General features: G+C 65.6%; 14 protein-coding genes and 1 pseudogene. 10 read left to right on the forward strand and 5 right to left on the reverse strand.

Going from position 1 to position 16,725, the window contains the following annotated elements; genetic code table 11:
- The first annotated feature begins 88 nt into the window (after window positions 1-88).
- The 3 genes from ACVI1L_RS01100 (at window position 89) to ACVI1L_RS01110 (ending at window position 3,779) form a co-directional block, all read left to right on the forward strand.
- On the forward strand, window positions 89-829 hold the full coding sequence (locus ACVI1L_RS01100; RefSeq protein WP_233475729.1) for a FadR/GntR family transcriptional regulator: 741 nt from the start codon (window positions 89-91) through the stop codon (window positions 827-829).
- A gap of 438 nt (window positions 830-1,267) precedes the next feature.
- Entirely contained in the window at window positions 1,268-1,999 is a 732-nt protein-coding gene (locus ACVI1L_RS01105) for a cytochrome c biogenesis CcdA family protein (protein WP_456782069.1), read from the forward strand.
- 91 nt (window positions 2,000-2,090) lie between these two features.
- Complete coding sequence (locus ACVI1L_RS01110) at window positions 2,091-3,779, forward strand: SulP family inorganic anion transporter (RefSeq protein ID WP_456782070.1); 1,689 nt, start codon at window positions 2,091-2,093, stop codon at window positions 3,777-3,779.
- A gap of 310 nt (window positions 3,780-4,089) precedes the next feature.
- Here ACVI1L_RS01110 and ACVI1L_RS01115 read toward each other — a convergent pair whose 3' ends face one another.
- From ACVI1L_RS01115 to ACVI1L_RS01125, 3 genes and pseudogenes are all read right to left on the reverse strand, one after another.
- Complete coding sequence (locus tag ACVI1L_RS01115; protein ID WP_456782071.1) at window positions 4,090-4,482, reverse strand: hypothetical protein; 393 nt, start codon at window positions 4,480-4,482, stop codon at window positions 4,090-4,092.
- A gap of 236 nt (window positions 4,483-4,718) precedes the next feature.
- The gene (locus ACVI1L_RS01120; protein WP_456782072.1) at window positions 4,719-6,098 is read right to left on the reverse strand and encodes a Spy/CpxP family protein refolding chaperone; all 1,380 of its coding nucleotides are present in this window, start codon (window positions 6,096-6,098) and stop codon (window positions 4,719-4,721) included.
- A 124-nt stretch (window positions 6,099-6,222) separates the two neighbouring features.
- Window positions 6,223-7,648, reverse strand: a pseudogene (locus tag ACVI1L_RS01125) (FAD-binding oxidoreductase).
- Between the two features lie 160 nt (window positions 7,649-7,808).
- Between ACVI1L_RS01125 and ACVI1L_RS01130 the strand changes: the two are divergent.
- Window positions 7,809-8,297 (forward strand): thioesterase family protein, encoded by a 489-nt coding sequence (locus ACVI1L_RS01130; RefSeq protein ID WP_456785496.1) that lies wholly within the window; start codon window positions 7,809-7,811, stop codon window positions 8,295-8,297.
- A 42-nt stretch (window positions 8,298-8,339) separates the two neighbouring features.
- Here the strand turns inward: ACVI1L_RS01130 and ACVI1L_RS01135 are convergent, their stop codons facing one another.
- A complete protein-coding gene (locus ACVI1L_RS01135; RefSeq protein ID WP_016846258.1) occupies window positions 8,340-8,513 on the reverse strand; it encodes a DUF1328 domain-containing protein in 174 nt (57 codons plus the stop codon).
- A gap of 293 nt (window positions 8,514-8,806) precedes the next feature.
- On the opposite strand from ACVI1L_RS01135, the gene ACVI1L_RS01140 reads away from it, so the two are divergent.
- From ACVI1L_RS01140 to ACVI1L_RS01160, 5 genes are all read left to right on the forward strand, one after another.
- Window positions 8,807-11,398, forward strand: coding sequence for an ATP-dependent helicase (locus ACVI1L_RS01140; RefSeq protein ID WP_456782073.1), 2,592 nt, complete (start codon window positions 8,807-8,809; stop codon window positions 11,396-11,398).
- Between the two features lie 90 nt (window positions 11,399-11,488).
- Window positions 11,489-11,902, forward strand: a complete 414-nt coding sequence (locus tag ACVI1L_RS01145; RefSeq protein ID WP_057015016.1) for a hypothetical protein — start codon at window positions 11,489-11,491, stop codon at window positions 11,900-11,902.
- On the forward strand, window positions 11,899-12,591 hold the full coding sequence (locus tag ACVI1L_RS01150; protein WP_076824165.1) for an OmpA family protein: 693 nt from the start codon (window positions 11,899-11,901) through the stop codon (window positions 12,589-12,591). Before ACVI1L_RS01145 ends, ACVI1L_RS01150 begins: the two co-directional genes overlap by 4 nt.
- A gap of 442 nt (window positions 12,592-13,033) precedes the next feature.
- Window positions 13,034-13,957, forward strand: coding sequence for an ABC transporter ATP-binding protein (locus ACVI1L_RS01155; protein ID WP_018273008.1), 924 nt, complete (start codon window positions 13,034-13,036; stop codon window positions 13,955-13,957).
- Window positions 13,954-14,715, forward strand: coding sequence for an ABC transporter permease (locus ACVI1L_RS01160; RefSeq protein WP_028342160.1), 762 nt, complete (start codon window positions 13,954-13,956; stop codon window positions 14,713-14,715). The genes ACVI1L_RS01155 and ACVI1L_RS01160 overlap by 4 nt, the downstream gene beginning before the upstream one ends.
- A 268-nt stretch (window positions 14,716-14,983) precedes the next feature.
- Here the strand turns inward: ACVI1L_RS01160 and ACVI1L_RS01165 are convergent, their stop codons facing one another.
- On the reverse strand, window positions 14,984-15,313 hold the full coding sequence (locus tag ACVI1L_RS01165; RefSeq protein WP_018273009.1) for a hypothetical protein: 330 nt from the start codon (window positions 15,311-15,313) through the stop codon (window positions 14,984-14,986).
- Between the two features lie 300 nt (window positions 15,314-15,613).
- Here ACVI1L_RS01165 and ACVI1L_RS01170 point away from each other — a divergent pair, with 300 nt between their 5' ends.
- Complete coding sequence (locus ACVI1L_RS01170) at window positions 15,614-16,408, forward strand: L,D-transpeptidase (RefSeq protein WP_076824155.1); 795 nt, start codon at window positions 15,614-15,616, stop codon at window positions 16,406-16,408.
- Window positions 16,409-16,725: the final 317 nt, after the last annotated feature.

Raw genomic sequence — 16,725 nt, forward strand, 5'->3', positions numbered from 1 at the left:
ATTTGTCATAATGTATGACAAAACGGATACGGTTGTGCAAGGGCGCGGCTCGGCGGCGGCGCAGGCTGCAACCGCAGCGAGGCCCTCGATGTTCCAGACATCCAACGCGTTGCGTCGGAGCGTGCACAGTCAGGTCACCGACCGCGTCGGCAGCAGCATCGTGCGCGGCGAGATCGGCGTCGGCGAAACGCTGCCGCCGGAAATCCGGATCTGCGAGATGATGGACGTCAGCCGCACCGTGGTGCGCGAGGCGATCCGCACCTTGACCGGCAAGGGCCTGATCGAGTCGCGGCCCAAGAGCGGCACGCGGGTTCGGCCGCCCGAGCAGTGGAATCAGCTCGATCCCGACGTGCTGCGCTGGCACCTCGAGACCGCGGAGATCGACCGTTACCTCGCCAAGCTGTTCCAGCTGCGCGCCGCGGTCGAGCCGGCCGCGGCAGCGCTCGCGGCGACCCATGCCGAGGAGGTCGACGTCGCCCGCATCCGCGCCGGATGCGACGGCATGGACGCGGCGAAGACCAACGAGGAGTTCGTCGCCGCCGACATCGCGTTCCACCAGGCGATCTATTTCGCCACCCGCAACGAATTCTTCTGGCCGATCGCGCAGATGTTCGAGATCACGCTGCGCCGGAGTTTTACGATCGCAGCGCCGGGCTCGCACCGTCCGCGGGCGCTGCGCGAGCACCGCGCGGTGCTGGACGCGATCGCCGCCGGAGATGCGGAGACGGCACGCGCAGCCACGGTTGTGCTGCTGACGAATTCCGCCGACGACCTGGTACGCATTCGCGGCAGGGAGTTCGAGACGCCACGTCCAGCCAAGCGCCGATGATGTTGGTGACTGCGGTCGTGATGCGCTTCCACATGGTCGTCCTGGCGAAAGCAGGGACCCATACGCCGCGGCCGATGTTGTCGGTGGGACTCGTCGTTCCAGCGTCGCGCAACCTAGCTCAGCGGTGGTTATGGGTCCCGACCCCCGTGTGCAATTGCGCATTAGGCCGGGACGACAGCGAATGTGTGGTGCCGCTTGCAGGTCAAAAATCCGCATCAGTGATTGGCGCGGGAGCGAGGCACCGCCGGAAGGGTTCCCTCCCCCTTGCGAGAGCGGGAGCCGCGCGGCGTGCTCGCCTCACCGTCATTCCGCGCCTGCCACGAGAGTCGACCCGCACACGGGCCTGTGACCATAGTTGAAGGCTGCGACGACGAAACTTCTGGATTGTTGGCCGCATAGACGCCAAGACAGGAGCGCTATTCTGCGAAGGTTTCATTGATGCACGACGTCTCGATCCCGGCGGCCCTGATCGCCGGTCTGGTCAGCTTCCTCTCGCCCTGCGTGCTGCCGCTGGTGCCGCCCTATCTGATCTATTTGACCGGCGCGACCATCGAGCAGGTCAACCAGGACGGCGCCACCGCGGCTTCCAAGCGCGCGGTGATGACGGCGGCGCTGATGTTCGTGCTCGGCTTCTCCACCGTGTTCGTCGCGCTCGGCGCCAGCGCCTCCTTTGTCGGCGGGCTGGTGCGCGCCTGGTCGGCCGAGCTCTCGATCCTGGCGGGCATCGTCATCATCATCATGGGCCTGCACTTCCTCGGCGTGACCCGGATCCGCCTGCTGATGCGCGAGGGGCGGCTGACCGCGCCGAAGCCGGTCGGGCTGTGGGGCGCCTACGTCATGGGCCTTGCCTTCGCCTTCGGCTGGACGCCATGCATCGGGCCGATCCTCGCCGCGATCCTCTCGATCGCGGCCGCGGAGGCCACGGTGACGAAGGGCGCCGGCCTGCTCGCGGTCTATTCCGCCGGGCTCGGCATCCCGTTCCTGCTTGCGGCCTTCATGGTCAAGCAGTTCTCCTCGCTGTTCGCGCGGATGAAGCGCCATCTCGACACCGTCGAGCGGGTGATGGGCGTGCTGATGGTGGTCACCGGCATCGGCTTCCTGACCGGCGCAGTCTCGAGCGTCAGCGTCTGGCTGCTGGAAACCTTCCCGGCGCTGCAAAATATCGGCTAGGCCTTCACGCCAGCGCAGGCTGCCGTCGGCTGGCTTTTGGCCGCGCGATGTCGGACTATCGGGGAATCGCCGCAATCCTCACGGGGCACCGATGGGCCAGGATCGTCAGACGCGCGCCAACTGGCCGGTCTTCCGTTCGCTCAGGGCGTTCCGGCCGAGCGACCTGCCGGGTGACTTGATCGCCGGGCTGACGCTCGCTGCGATCGCTATTCCCGAGCAGATGGCGACCGCCCGGCTCGGCGGCTTCTCGCCGCAGATCGGCTTCTTCGCCTTCATGGCCGGCTCGCTCGGCTTTGCGATGTTCGGCGCCAATCGCTTCCTGTCATGCGGCGCCGACTCCACGATCACGCCGATCTTCGCAGGCGGACTCGCGTTGATGGCGACCGCCGGCTCGCCGGACTATCAGGCATTCGCGATGGCGCTGGCGCTGATGGTCGGCGCGATCATGATCGCCGGCAGCCTGTTCAAGCTCGGCTGGATCGCCAATTTACTGTCGACCCCGGTGACGGTCGGCTTCCTCGCCGGCATCTCGGTCCACATCCTGGTCTCGCAATTACCCGGCGTGCTCGGCCTGACCACGCCGGACGGGCCGACGCTCTACAAGCTCGGGGTGCTCACCGAGGAGATCGGTCAAACCAATTTCTACACGCTGGCGATCGGCCTCGGCGTGCTGGCGCTGGTCGCCGGATCGGAGAAGATCAGCGCACGCATTCCGGGCGCGCTGATCGGCCTTGTCGTGGCCACCGTCGCCGTGATCGCTGGCCATCTCGAAAGCAAGGGCGTCAAGGCGGTCGGCACCGTGCCCGGGACGCTGCCGACGCCATCGTTTCCGGACATCGCGCCGGAGCGATGGATCAAACTGTTGTCGCTGGCGATCCTGATCGCGGTTGTCGTCATGGTGCAGACCGCGGCGACGACGCGCTCGTTCCTGTCCGATCCGGACAAGCCGGCCGACGTCGATCGCGACTTCCTCGGCGCCGGTGCCGGCAGCCTGCTGTCCGGGCTGTTCGGCGCCTTTCCGGTCAACGCCAGCCCGCCGCGGACCGGCATCGTGTCGGAGACCGGCGGACGCACGCAGCTCTCGGGGCTGTTTGCCGCGGCCATCGTGCTCGCGCTGCTCGCCTTCGGCGCAACGCTGCTGCGGCACGTGCCCGACGCGGCACTCGGCGGCGTGCTGCTGTTCGTGGCGCTGCGCATCATCCGCGTGAAGCAGATCGTCGCGATCTTCCGCCAGTCGTTCTATGAATTCCTGCTGGTGGTGGCGACGGCGGCCGCGATCATCGTGCTGCCGATCGAGCAAGGCGTCGCCGTCGGCATCGCTTTGTCGCTGCTGCATGGCATCTGGACCACGACGCGCGGCCAGCTGGTGGAATTCGTCCATGTGCCCGGCACCACGATCTGGTGGCCGACGGGCCCGCACGTCACAGGCGAGCGCACGCCCGGCATTGCCGTCGTCGGCCTGCAGGCGCCGCTGTCGTTCCTCAACGCGGAAAGCTTCCACAGCGGCGTGCTCCAGGCCATCGGCGGGGCGACGCCCAAGCCGCGGCTGCTGGTGATCGAGGCCAGCGGCATGATCGAGATCGATTTCACGGCGGCGCAAGCGCTGCGCGACCTATTTCGCGAATGCCGCGATGAGGGCGTGACGGTGGCGGTGGCGCGGCTCGAATCCGAGCGCGCGCAGGACGCCTTCGGGCGCTTCGGTCTCTACGAGGTGTTGCCGCGGGACCACGTCTTCCGCAGCGTCGACGAAGCGGTCCGCACGCTCGGCGGACAGGCGTAGAGGTTGGTGAGATCAGTCCGTAGCCCGCATGAGCGAAGCGATACCCGGGAAACCGTTCCCGCATATCGCTTCGCTCATGCGGGCTACGCACGATCCTCCGTCATTGCGAGCAAAGCGAAGCAATCCATCGTGTGGCATATGCGGAAGCATGGATTGCTCCGTCGCTATCGCTCCTCGCAATGACGGAGCTACAAATTTAGGGCGACTCAGCTGCGTAGCCTGGATGAAGCGAAGCGCGATCCGGGATTTCTCGCGCATTGATGAACCGTCCCGGATTTCGCTTACGCTCCATCCGGGCTACCGGACGACTTCAGGCCTGCTCGCCCTCGAGCGTCGGATGCTCCCTCAGGACCTCCGCCTTGATCGAGCCCGCGTGGATGGCGCGCAGCAGCGCCCGCCCCGTCTTGATGTTGTTGGCCCTCATGCAGAGACTGACGATCTCGCGCACCGCGGAATCTCGCACCAGCTCGTCGGAGATCCTCATCGCGGTCTCCATCGCGACCTTGGCGGCACGCTCGTAGCGATCACGCTCGATCTGCTGCTTCTTCGCTGAACGCTTGTCGGGCGAGCCGACCGCCTCGGCACAGCCGGCGGCATCGCGGCAGATCGCACGGATCCGCTGCGCAGCTTCGATGTCGCCGAGCGGGTGCGCGACGGGATCGTCCCAGATATCCTTGTGCTCGTCCTTGCTGAACCACCACATCGCCGCACCTTGAAAGCACGGCAAACATAGCTGGCCTTGGCGCAACCTGTGAACCGCAGAGTCGACTCGGTGCCGAGCAAGAGGTGCACACTATGGCGCGGCGGCCACACCCGCGGCCGATCCGCGCGCGAATTGATGTCGAACTCATGGAATAAAGCCCGTTTCGGTTCTGATTGCGTCAGGGCCGAGGCTGCGGGGATTTCGCTCGCCGCGTTTTCACGCGAACCGCCGAGGCTCTAAGCCGATCGTTTCGGCCCGATCGCCTCGAACTGCGCCTTTTGCTCATCGCTGAGCGTGGCGTAGAAATTTTCGAGCGCGGCGCGGACATCCTTGACCGCCTGCAGCATGACGTCGAGCCGCTTGGCGACGAAGGCAAGACGTGCGGGCGGGGTCATCGCCTCATTGGTCTGGCACGCGGCCTTCAGCTTCCGCGCGGCGTCGGCGCTGGCATCCTGCAGCGCCTGGAGCGCACCGCGCTGGGCGTCGCTGAGCTGCAGCCGCGCCTCGATCTCGCCGGTCGGCCATTCCTGCATCGCCGGCTGTGCGGCGCCGCAGCTCTGGGCGACCGTCGCGCTCGGATCACGGGCCGCGGCTTCCTTGCGCTGGTTCTCGGCAAGCGCGTTGAGCCGCGCTTTCTGCTCGTCATCGAGCAGGCCGTAGAATTTCTCCAGCGGAGGCTTCACGATTCCGACCGCGGTGACCATCGCTTCGATCCGTTGCTGCATGGCGGCGAGCCGATTCGGCGCCGTCAACACCACCTGCGCGGGACATGCCGCGCGAATGACCTGGGCAGCCGCGAGCGACGAGTTGCCGAGTTCGCCGAGCGCCACCGATTGCGCTTCGGTCGGCTGCACCGTATCCGCGATCTGATCTACCGGCAGGCCGGCGACCGAACGGCTATCATTGCCGCACATCTGCTCGATGCGCCCGCCGCCGCGGTAACGGCGGCCCGTGCGGCGCTCCGGCAGATAGGCCCGGAGATCGTCATACCCATAGGGCCCGAAGATGCCGGCATAGATGTCCGGATAGCCGTAGCCCCAGAATCCGATGTCGTCGCCCCAGATCGCGTAGTCGTAGATGTCGTTGTACGCGAACGGCCAGAACAGCGGGCCGACCCAGCCATAGCCGCCGCCGGGATGCTGCCACCAGCCGTTGGCGACAGTCCCGCCGTGCCAGCCGGCGAGCGCCGCGGCCGCGGCGATCTGCGCACGCGCCGCCGGGTTGCTCAACAGCCGGCCGTTGCGCAATGCGCCGTTGCGCGACAGCGAGCTGAACGCATTGCGCATATGGCCTGGTGCGATTGCGGCATTGCGCATCCGGCCGAAATTGCCACCCCCGCGCGATGCGAAGGCGCCATGGCCGGCGAAGCCTGATCGCGAGATCGCGTGCGAGCGGCCGAACCCGCCATGATGGCCGCCGCCGAAATGCATGTGGCCGAAGCCATGCCCGCCGCGTCCATGGCCACCACCGTGGCCATGGCCACCACCATGCCCGTGGCCGCCACCATGTCCTCCGCCATGGCCGCCACCGTGCCCGCCGCCGCCTCGGGCGATCGCATCGCCCGACAGCGCCATCGCAAGCACCACGACCGCAATTCCGATTGCCCGTCCGATCACGGCGTTCCCTCCGCGCACCGCACATATCGCGGCAACACAAGAGAGACGCCGGGCGGGCAGAAAAGTTCCGCGCGTGACACGCGCCGCGCGCGGGCTCGCGAACGCTGCGCGGCGTGACGACGCCTCAAGCGGCCGGGACGATCTTTCCGGGATTGAAGATGTTTTGCGGGTCGAGGGCCTGCTTCAGCGCCCGCATCGCGTCGAGCGCCTCCGGCCCGAGTTCGGCCTGCAAGTACTTCTGCTTGCCCTGCCCGATGCCGTGCTCGCCGGTGCAGGTGCCGCCCATGGCCTGGGCGCGCTCGACCAGGCGGTGCATGAACTCCTCGCCGCGCGCCATCTCGCCGTTGTCGTTGACGTCGCAGAGCAGCGAGCAGTGGAAGTTGCCGTCGCCGACATGGCCGACGATCGGCGACAGCAGGTTGAGCCGCTGCAGATCCTCCTCGGTCTCGGTGACGCAGTCGGCAAGCCGCGAGATCGGCACGCAGACGTCGGTGGCGACAACGCCGATGCTGTCGCCGGGGCGCAGCGCCTTGACGGACCAGTAGGCATCGTGCCGGGCCTGCCACAGCTTGGTGCGGTCTTCCGGCTTGGTGGTCCAGGTGAAGTCGCCGCCGCCGCATTCGGCGGCGATGTCGCGGAAATTCTTCGACTGCTCGGCAACCTCGACCTCGCTGCCGTGGAATTCCAGCAGCAGCAGCGGCGTCTCCGGCAGCGACAGCTTTGAGTAGCTGTTGCAGGCTTTCACCTGCGCGGCATTGAGCAGCTCGATCCGGGCGACCGGAATGCCGGTCTGGATCGCAAGGATCGTGGCCTGGCAGGCGCCACGCACCGTGTCGAACGAACAGGCCGCCGCCGCGATGGTGTCGGGAATGCCGCGCAGGCGGATGGTCAGTTCGGAGATGATCCCGAGCGTGCCCTCGGCGCCGACGAACAGATGCGTCAGGTCGTAACCGGCCGACGACTTCTTGGCGCGCGTGCCTGTCGTGATGATCTCGCCGTCGCCGCGCACCACCTTCAGCGCCAGCACGTTCTCGCGCATGGTGCCGTAGCGCACCGCGTTGGTGCCAGAGGCACGGGTCGAGGTCATGCCGCCGAGCGAGGCATCGGCGCCGGGATCGATTGGAAAGAACAGGCCCTGGTCGCGCAGATGCTCGTTGAGCGCCTTCCGCGTCACGCCGGGCTGGATTACGCAGTCGAGGTCCTCGGCATGCACCTCGAGCACCTTGTTCATGTCGCGCAGATCGATGCAGATGCCGCCCGCGGGCGCATTGACCTGCCCCTCGAGCGAGGTTCCGGTGCCGAAGGCGATGACCGGCACGCGATTGGCGGCGCAAATCCGCACCACGTCCTGGATGTCAGCGGTTTCCTGCGCCATCACGACGGCGTCCGGCGGCTGGGTCGGCAGCCATGTGTGTGGTATGGGCGTGCTGCTCGCGCACCGCCTGCGACGTGACGAGCCGGTTGCCGAACCGCGCCGCCAGCGCGTCGATCGCGCGCTTCAGGGCCTGCGGATCAGGTCGCGTCACATTGCCCGAAATCGTTGTCGCCACGTCAAATTTCCTCCCACCTTTAGCCGACCGTGGCAAAGCTTGTATAAGGGGTCAAGAGAGCCTGACTTGAAAAAGTGGACGCCGGAGTCACAGAAAAGCTCATGCTCGAACGCCAACGAACCGGGGACGGATCATGACTTCAGCGACTGCCACCAGCGAGATGCCGCTTCCATCGGCCCCGTTCAGATCCTCGGTGATGCAGATCGAGCCGCAATGGATCGACTACAACGGCCATCTCAACATGGCCTACTACACCGTGATGTTCGACCGCGCCATCGACGAGATGTGGCTGCAGCTCGGCATCGGGCCCGACTACATGAAGGCGCGGCACTGCTCGACCTTCACCGCCGAGTGCCACGTCCGCTATCTCCGGGAGATTCATCTCGGCGATCCCGTGCAGGTCCAGGTCTACCTGCTCGGCGCCGACGAGAAGCGGCTGCACACGTTCGAGGAGCTGCGCCATGCCACCGAAGGCTGGCTCTCCGCGACCTCGGAAAATCTCACGCTGCACATCGACATGGAGGCGCGCAAGGTAGCGCCGTTTCCGCCCGATATCCGCGCCCGCGCGCAAGCGATCGTGGACAGCTATGTGGGCGTATCGCGTCCCGAGGGCATCGGCCGCAACGTGGCGATGCCCTCGGCGAAATAACTTGCCGTTTTCAAGCGAAGCGGCCGCCGGTTCGCGGCCTCGCTAGACCCTTGTGCGGCCGCGTACCAATCCGACCACCGCCGACACCAGAAACAGGATGACGGCGATGAAGAAGATCGCCTTGGCGATTTCGACGGAGGCGCCGGCGATGCCGCCAAAGCCCAAAATGCCCGCGATCAGGGCGATGACCAGGAACGTGACGACCCAGCTCAGCATGATCAAAACTCCGCTTCGTTTTCCCTGTTGTAGCTCGGCGCGAACCTCTGCCCGGCGCCGCACCTGTTGAAACAATCCGGCGGGGAAATGCTGGTTCCTGAGCATGAAACCGCGAAATTTTCGCCGATTTCCGGAACCGCAATTGACTGCGGGCTGCTGCCAAAAGCGTTCCCGCCAGCCGCGATAAAACCTGTCAAAACGGCCGATCAGGCCCTATATGGCCTTCAATCCCTGTTAAGAAGGCTCCCCTTCACCATCCTGCGGTGCCATCGTGGGGCCGAGACGATTCGCCAATGACCGAGCCGAGCAAATTGCCCCATCACGGCGTTCCCGAGCACCAGCCGGCGGCTGGCGGGATCGCCGCGCGTGCGCGGGCGGCGGCCGGCCCGCAATATCTGAGCGGCCTCAATCCGGAGCAGCGCGAGGCGGTCGAGACGCTCGACGGCCCCGTGCTGGTGCTTGCCGGCGCCGGCACCGGCAAGACGCGCGTGCTGACCACGCGCATCGCGCATATCCTGAGCCAGGGCCGCGCGCGGCCGCACGAGATCCTGTCGGTGACCTTCACCAACAAGGCGGCGCGCGAGATGAAGCTGCGGCTCGGGCAGATGCTCGGCCAGGCGGTCGAGGGCATGCCGTGGCTCGGCACCTTCCACTCGATCGGCGGCCGCATCCTGCGCATCCATGCCGAGCTGGTGCAGCTGAAATCCAACTTCACGGTGCTCGACGTCGACGACCAGGTGCGGCTGTTGAAGCAATTGCTGCAGGCCGAGAACATCGACGACAAGCGCTGGCCGGCGCGGATGCTGGCCGGCCTGATCGATGGCTGGAAGAATCGCGGCCTGTCGCCATCGCAGGTGCCGGCGGGCGAAGCCGCCTCGTTCGGCAACGGCAAGGGCGGCAAGATCTACGCGACCTATCAGGAGCGGTTAAAGATCCTCAACGCGGCCGATTTCGGCGACCTGCTGCTCGAGAACATCAGGCTGTTCCGCGAAAATCCAGACGTGCTGCGGCAGTACCAGAGCCGCTTCAAGTTCATCCTGGTCGACGAATATCAGGACACCAACGTCGCGCAGTATCTGTGGCTGCGCCTGCTGTCGCAGGCACCGTCGCGGCCGGGCCAGCCGCTCTCGGCGGTGATCCCGGGCGAGCTTACCTCGCCCCGCTTGCGGGGAGAGGTCGGCGCGCAAGGCGCGCCGGGTGAGGGGGACTCTCCGCGGACTGAGCTCGAGGATAGAGCCCCTCACCCCAACCCTCTCCCCGTGAAGGACGGGGAGAGGGAGCAGACCGTTCTCAAGAACATCTGCTGCGTCGGCGACGACGACCAGTCGATCTATGGCTGGCGCGGCGCCGAAGTCGACAACATCCTGCGCTTCGAGCACGATTTCCCCGGCGCCAAGGTCATCCGCCTCGAGCGCAATTACCGCTCCACCGGCCACATCCTGGCCGCGGCCTCGCATCTGATCGCGCATAATGAAGGCCGGCTCGGCAAGACGCTGCGCACCGAGGATGTCGACGGCGAGAAAGTCACCGTCACCGGCTCCTGGGATTCGGAAGAGGAAGCGCGCGCGATCGGCGAGGAGCTCGAGGAACTGCAGCGCGCGGGCGAAAACCTCAACGACGTCGCCATCCTGGTGCGCGCCTCGTTCCAGATGCGCGAGTTCGAGGACCGCTTCGTCACGCTCGGCCTGCCCTACCGCGTGATCGGCGGGCCGCGCTTCTATGAGCGCGCCGAAATCCGCGATGCGCTGGCCTACTTGCGCACCATCAATTCACCCGCCGACGATCTCGCCTTCGAGCGCATCGTCAACGTGCCCAAGCGGGGGCTCGGCGACGCCACCGTGCAGCTGCTGCACGACCATGCCCGCAAGCGCCGCATTCCGCTGTTCGAGGCGGCGCGCGCCGTGGTTGAGACCGACGAGCTGAAGCCGAAGGCGCGCAGCTCCTTGCGCGATCTCGTCATGCAGTTCGACCGCTGGCGCGCCCAGCGCGAGGTCACCTCGCACACCGAGCTCGCCGAGATCGTGCTCGACGAGAGCGGCTACACCGAGATGTGGCAGAAGGACCGCTCGGCTGATGCCGCGGGCCGGCTGGAGAACCTCAAGGAGCTGGTGCGTTCGATGGAGGAATTCGAGAACCTGCAAGGATTTCTCGAACATATCTCGCTGGTGATGGACCGCGACGGCGAGGCCGGCGACGAGGCGGTGTCGCTGATGACGCTGCATTCGGCCAAGGGCTTGGAATTCGACAACGTGTTCCTGCCGGGCTGGGAGGAAGGCCTGTTTCCGAGCCAGCGCACGCTGGACGAACAGGGCCGCGCCGGGCTCGAGGAGGAGCGCCGCCTCGCCCATGTCGGGCTGACCCGGGCGCGCCGCCGCGCCAAGATCTATTTCGCCACCAACCGCCGCATCCATGGCACCTGGTCGACCACGATCCCCTCGCGCTTCCTCGACGAGCTGCCGGCGCACAATGTCGAAATCACCGAATCCAAGGGCGGATCGGGCTGGGGCGGCAGCGGCGGCTATGGCGCCTCGCGCTTCGACAACCTCGAATCATTCGGCTCGAGCTATTCGACCCCGGGCTGGCAGCGCGCCCAGGCCAACCGCAACCGCGGCGGCGGGGGCCGTAGCGGCAGCGGCTTCGAGGAGCGGCAATCCTCCTTTTCCTCCGAAAGCTTCAGTCGCACCAAGCGCGGCCCTGTCGTGATCGAGGGCGAGCTGGTGGCGAAGTCCACCGGCACAACGTCGGATTTTTCGCTGGACGACCGGGTATTTCACCAGAAATTCGGCTACGGCCATGTGGTCAAGATCGACGGCAACAAGCTGACCATCGCCTTCGAAAAGGCCGGCGAGAAGAAGGTGGTCGACAGCTTTGTGCAACGGGTGTGACATAGCGACCTTTCTTTGGCGACCTTCTTTGGCGGTCTTCTCTGTTGGTAGCCCTTGACCCCAGTTGATTTCATGGGTTGAGATGGATCCATGGTCCGGGGGAGGTTTTTCCTTTTTGTCATCGCGCTCACCGCGCCGTCGCTGGCGGTCGCGGAGACGATGAGCTTTGGCGATTCGGCAGCCCAGCTCGCCAAGGCCTGCGGCGCAGACATCACCGCGAACTGCCGCGGCGTCAATCTCGACTCCAACCGCCTCAAGGAATGCCTGTCGCGCAACCGCGACGTGATCTCGCCGCAGTGCAAGGAGAGCTACTTCTCCACCCTCGATGCGATCCAGAAGCGGATCGCGGCGCGCGTCACCGTTGCGAATGCCTGCACCCGCGAGATCGTCAAGGTCTGCGGCGGCTCGACCAAGGAGACCAGCAAGTCGGTGCCCTGCCTCGTCAGCGCCAAGGGCCTCAGCCGCAATTGCACCCAGGCGATCAATGACGCGGGGTATCAATGATGCGGCTGTCGAGGCGAGGCTTGCGCGATCCTGGCCTTTTGGCCCTGCTGGGCACGCTGGCTTTGCTGGCGATGTCGATTGCGCCAGCGCCGGCGCAGACCGCCATCACACGCGACGACGTCATCGCCAAGCTCAATCATTTTGAGACAGATGCCGAGGTCGATGTCCCTGCGCTGCGCCAGCAGGTGGCCGAACGATCGAAGTCGCGATCGAAGAACGAGCCACCGCCCTCGAAGCGGCCGCCGATCGCTCCCGACCTGACCAAGCTGCCGACGTTCAACGTCGACATCGCGTTCGACGTCGACACGCCGATCGTGCTGCCGGAGTCGTATCAGACGGTCGGGCGGATCGCCGATGCGCTGACGCACTCCTCGCTGCTGCCCTACACCTTCCTGATCGTCGGCCACATCGAATCGACCGGACGACGCGAGAACAATGTGCTGCTGAGCCAGCGGCGCGCCGACGCGATCCGCGACATCCTGGTCAACACCTTCAAGATCACCGCGAAGCGCTTGCAGTCGGTCGGGCTCGGCGAGGAGCAGTTGCTCGACCCGACCAAACCCAACGCGCCGGTCAACAACCAGGTGCAGATCATGCTGGTCGCGAAGGTCGCCGACAGCGCGCCGCCCGCGCACCCTGCCCCGACGGCCGCCGCCAAGAAGCCGGCGAAATCAGCCAAGAAGCACTGATTGGATTGAATATCGGGGCGTCGGAACTGCGTCCCCTCCCGCCCGTATACGATGTCCCCGGGGCGAGCGGCGCCTCCACGATTTCGGAATAATAGAACCGCTGATTTGCCCGACGGGTCAAGTTGCAATATGCGCCGCCGGCCGCCGGCTCCTTTGCATGGGGTTGTTTTCGATATTTTGGTAGTGCGCCCCTGAGGCGGCAGGCTATCAGCCTCGTTCGAGCCCGGCCTCGATACGTGGACACGTGAGTTGCAGAGGCCGCAAGCGCCGTATGCAATGGCCCTGCCCGCAAGCGGGAGCGGTGCACGCTGCAGAATAAATTTCTCCCTCGCCGACCGATTGCAGAACGGACCGTGCGTTCCTATCTGGGCTGAACCCGCATCACGCGCCTGCCCGGGCCCCAATCCGCGCGCGCCCCCTCCCTCACGCTCACCGACTCTCCATGTCGCCGATCATCTCCGTATCCAATCTTTCGAAAACCTATGGCTCCGGCTTCAAGGCGCTGAAGGGCATCAATCTCGATATCGTCAAAGGCGAGATCTTCGCGCTGCTCGGGCCGAACGGCGCCGGCAAGACCACGCTGATCAGCATCATCTGCGGCATCGCCAATCCGAGCGAGGGCCGCATCACGATCGGCGGGCACGACATCATCGCCGACTATCGCGCGGCGCGGTCGATGATCGGGCTGGTTCCGCAGGAACTGCACACCGACGCGTTCGAGTCGGTGTGGGCGACCGTCAGCTTCAGCCGCGGCCTGTTCGGCAAGCCGAAGAACCCCGCCCATATCGAGAAGGTGCTGCGCGACCTGTCGCTGTGGGACAAGAAGGACGACAAGATCATCACGCTGTCCGGGGGCATGAAGCGCCGCGTGATGATCGCCAAGGCGCTGTCGCACGAGCCGCAGATCCTGTTCCTCGACGAGCCGACCGCCGGCGTCGACGTCGAATTGCGCAAGGGCATGTGGGAGGTGGTCCGCACGCTGCAGGCTTCCGGCGTCACCATTATCCTGACCACGCACTACATCGAGGAAGCCGAGGAGATGGCCGACCGCATCGGCGTCATCAACAAGGGCGAGATCATCCTGATCGAGGACAAGGCGACCTTGATGCAGAAGCTCGGCAAGAAGGAGCTGACCCTGCAGTTGCAGAACAAGCTCGAGGCCATTCCCGATGTTCTGTCTGCCTACAATCTCGAATTGTCCGACGACGGCCGCACCGTGACCTACGACTACGATACCAAAGGCGACCGCACCGGCATCACCAGCCTGCTCAACGATCTCCGCAATGCCGGCATCCGCATCTCGGACCTCGATACCAAACAAAGCTCCCTCGAAGACATCTTCGTCAGCCTCGTGAGGGCGCCATGAACTACCGCGCAATCCGGGCCATCTACCTGTTCGAAATGGCGCGCACCTGGCGCACGCTGCTGCAGAGCATCGTCTCGCCGGTGGTGTCGACCTCGCTGTACTTTGTGGTGTTCGGCGCCGCGATCGGCTCGCGCATCACCGAGGTCGAGGGCGTCAGCTACGGCACCTTCATCGTGCCGGGGCTCGTGATGCTGTCGGTGCTGACCCAGAGCATCTCCAACGCCTCGTTCGGCATCTACTTCCCGAAATTCGTCGGCACGATCTACGAGATCCTGTCGGCGCCGATCTCCTATTTCGAGATCGTCATCGGCTATGTCGGCGCCGCCGCCACCAAGTCGATCATCCTCGGCCTGATCATCCTGGCGACGGCCGGGCTTTTCGTCCCCTTGCATATCCAGCATCCGGTGTGGATGCTGACCTTCCTGGTGCTGACGGCGGTCACCTTCAGCCTGTTCGGCTTCATCATCGGCATCTGGGCCGACGGCTTCGAGAAGCTGCAGATGATCCCGATGCTGGTGGTGACACCGCTGACCTTCCTCGGCGGCAGCTTCTATTCGGTGAACATGCTGCCGTCGGGCTGGCGCACCATTACGCTGCTCAATCCCGTGGTCTATCTGATCTCCGGCTTCCGCTGGAGCTTCTACGAGATCGCCGATGTCAGCGTGCCGCTGAGTCTCGGCATGACCGTGGGCTTCCTGGTCGCCTGCATGGCCATCGTGGCGTGGATCTTCAGAACCGGCTACCGGCTGAAGAACTGATTTGCGAAAGCAAGTCATTCCGGGGCGCGCCTTAGCGCGAACCTCAGATGCGCAATTGCGCATCGGGGAATCTCGCGCCGTCACTTCGAAGATTCCGGGTTCATGCTTCGCATGCCCCGGAATGACGCTCGCCCGTAGCAAGGATGGAGCGAAGCGCAATCCGGGACCTTATCGCCAAGCCTGCAGAACCCGGATTTCGCGGAGCCTGTCATCGGGCGCGCGTTCGCGCGACCCGTTGGCTCCATCCGGGCTACAGGTTCTTCAACGATCAATAGCAGTGGAAATGACCGTGGCGGTAATAGCCGCGGCAGCGGTGGCCACGGCGGTAACCGCGATCCGGGATGCCGAACACGCCCTTGACCGCGCCCATGGCGCCACCGACACCGGCGCCGACGGCGCCGCCAACCACGCCGCCCACCGGGCCGGCAACCCGGTTGCCCTCATAGGCGCCCTCATGAGCGCCGCGGACGATGCCCTGGGCATGGCCTGCATGGGGGACTGCGACCAGCGTCAAAGCGAGGGCTGCGGCCGCAAGCAGGAGCCGCGCGGAGAGGCCGGCTGGGACGACGGCCGCGGTCTTCACCTTGGTGTTGTTCATCTGGATTCCTTGATGCGCGGCGCGAACGCGCCGCCGGGCGGGATTGTTAAACGCCCATGCGGCCAAATGGTTGCGTGTCGGAGACCAATCGGGCCGTGGTCGCGGCCTGCTCGCGAAAAAGTCAGCCCGCCGTGACAGGCAGGCCCGGCTTCGGCCTTGTTTGCGCCGCGCACGGGATTAACCATGGCGATTGATCACGGCCTTGGCCCGCCACTGGAACCAAGTTCGGATTCCGTGCATATTGATTGCCGGGGACGGAGAGCCGCGGCTTCGCGAGCAGGCCTGGAGGCCAAAGGTAAAATGCGTTCGTTCCTCATTGCGTTCACGTCCGTGATGCTCTTCACCGCCGGTGCCGCACAGGCCAAAGTCGATATCACCATCGACAAGGACAACCAGCAGATGACCGTCGCGGTCGACGGCGTCGCGCGCTATCACTGGCCGGTCTCGACCGGCATCCCGTCGCGCGAAACGCCGAACGGCAGCTTCCGCGCCTTCCGCATGGAAGAGGATCACTACTCCAAGGAATTCGACGACGCGCCGATGCCGCACTCGATTTTCTTCACCAAGATCGGGCACGCGATTCACGGCACCGACTCGGTGAGCCGCCTCGGCTCGCCGGCCTCGCATGGCTGCGTGCGGCTGTCGCGCGACAACGCAACCACGCTTTACTCGCTGGTCCAGAAGGAAGGCGTGCTCAACACCACCGTGACGCTGACCGGCTCGTCGCAGGTCGCGCTGGCGCGCAATCCGCGTGGGCGCAATGGCACCGCCGTCGCCCGCCGCGCGCCGCAGCAATATGACGAGCAGTACGGCACCGCCGCCGCCGGCGATCCGGTCGTGCTGACGCCGCAGCCGCGAGACTATCCGGCGCAGGCCCGCACCGATGATGGCTACATCTATCCGGCCGACGGCAGCTCGACCGATCGCCGCTATCCTGCACCGCCGTCAAGCCGCCGCGTCTACGATGCGCAGGCCTATGGCCAGCAGCAGCAGTACTACGGCAATCAGGGCTACGCACCGGCGCCGCAGGGCTACTACCAGCCGCGCCCCGCCTATCAGCCGCGCGGCTTCTACGGCAACACCTATCAGGATTAGAGCGTTTTCGAGCGAAGTAGGCGCCGGTTCGCGTGAAGAAAACGCGTCAAAAGAAATCTGCCGCACGCTCTTGATCCGTGACGGCGCCGCAGGCAGGGCGCCGTCAGTTCACGCTCCCCTCACCCGCTTGTGACCTTCGCAAAGGGCGCCCGTCATCGTGCGCCGTGGCCCGTCGTCGCGTCGTCATCTGATTGTAAAACTAGCCCGATATTCGGCGGCACAAGCGCCCGCCTGGCCCCTGGAGGCCGATTCATGCGGCATGCCCGATGAAATCAGGGCGAGAAGCGCGGGTCACGTAGGCTAGATCAGAGGTCGAC

The sequence above is a fragment of the Bradyrhizobium sp. USDA 4516 genome (assembly GCF_054055915.1).

Bases quoted from the DNA above. Each gene is read 5' to 3' on its own strand.
- ACVI1L_RS01105 (WP_456782069.1), top strand. From the start codon at position 1,268: ATGCACGACGTCTCGATCCCGGCGGCCCTGATCGCCGGTCTGGTCAGC.
- ACVI1L_RS01130 (WP_456785496.1), top strand. From the start codon at position 7,809: ATGCCGCTTCCATCGGCCCCGTTCAGATCCTCGGTGATGCAGATCGAG.
- ACVI1L_RS01170 (WP_076824155.1), top strand. From the start codon at position 15,614: ATGCGTTCGTTCCTCATTGCGTTCACGTCCGTGATGCTCTTCACCGCC.
- ACVI1L_RS01115 (WP_456782071.1), bottom strand. From the start codon at position 4,482: ATGTGGTGGTTCAGCAAGGACGAGCACAAGGATATCTGGGACGATCCC.
- ACVI1L_RS01160 (WP_028342160.1), top strand. From the start codon at position 13,954: ATGAACTACCGCGCAATCCGGGCCATCTACCTGTTCGAAATGGCGCGC.
- ACVI1L_RS01135 (WP_016846258.1), bottom strand. From the start codon at position 8,513: ATGCTGAGCTGGGTCGTCACGTTCCTGGTCATCGCCCTGATCGCGGGC.
- ACVI1L_RS01100 (WP_233475729.1), top strand. From the start codon at position 89: ATGTTCCAGACATCCAACGCGTTGCGTCGGAGCGTGCACAGTCAGGTC.
- ACVI1L_RS01155 (WP_018273008.1), top strand. From the start codon at position 13,034: ATGTCGCCGATCATCTCCGTATCCAATCTTTCGAAAACCTATGGCTCC.
- ACVI1L_RS01140 (WP_456782073.1), top strand. From the start codon at position 8,807: ATGACCGAGCCGAGCAAATTGCCCCATCACGGCGTTCCCGAGCACCAG.
- ACVI1L_RS01110 (WP_456782070.1), top strand. From the start codon at position 2,091: ATGGGCCAGGATCGTCAGACGCGCGCCAACTGGCCGGTCTTCCGTTCG.
- ACVI1L_RS01150 (WP_076824165.1), top strand. From the start codon at position 11,899: ATGATGCGGCTGTCGAGGCGAGGCTTGCGCGATCCTGGCCTTTTGGCC.
- ACVI1L_RS01165 (WP_018273009.1), bottom strand. From the start codon at position 15,313: ATGAACAACACCAAGGTGAAGACCGCGGCCGTCGTCCCAGCCGGCCTC.
- ACVI1L_RS01145 (WP_057015016.1), top strand. From the start codon at position 11,489: ATGGTCCGGGGGAGGTTTTTCCTTTTTGTCATCGCGCTCACCGCGCCG.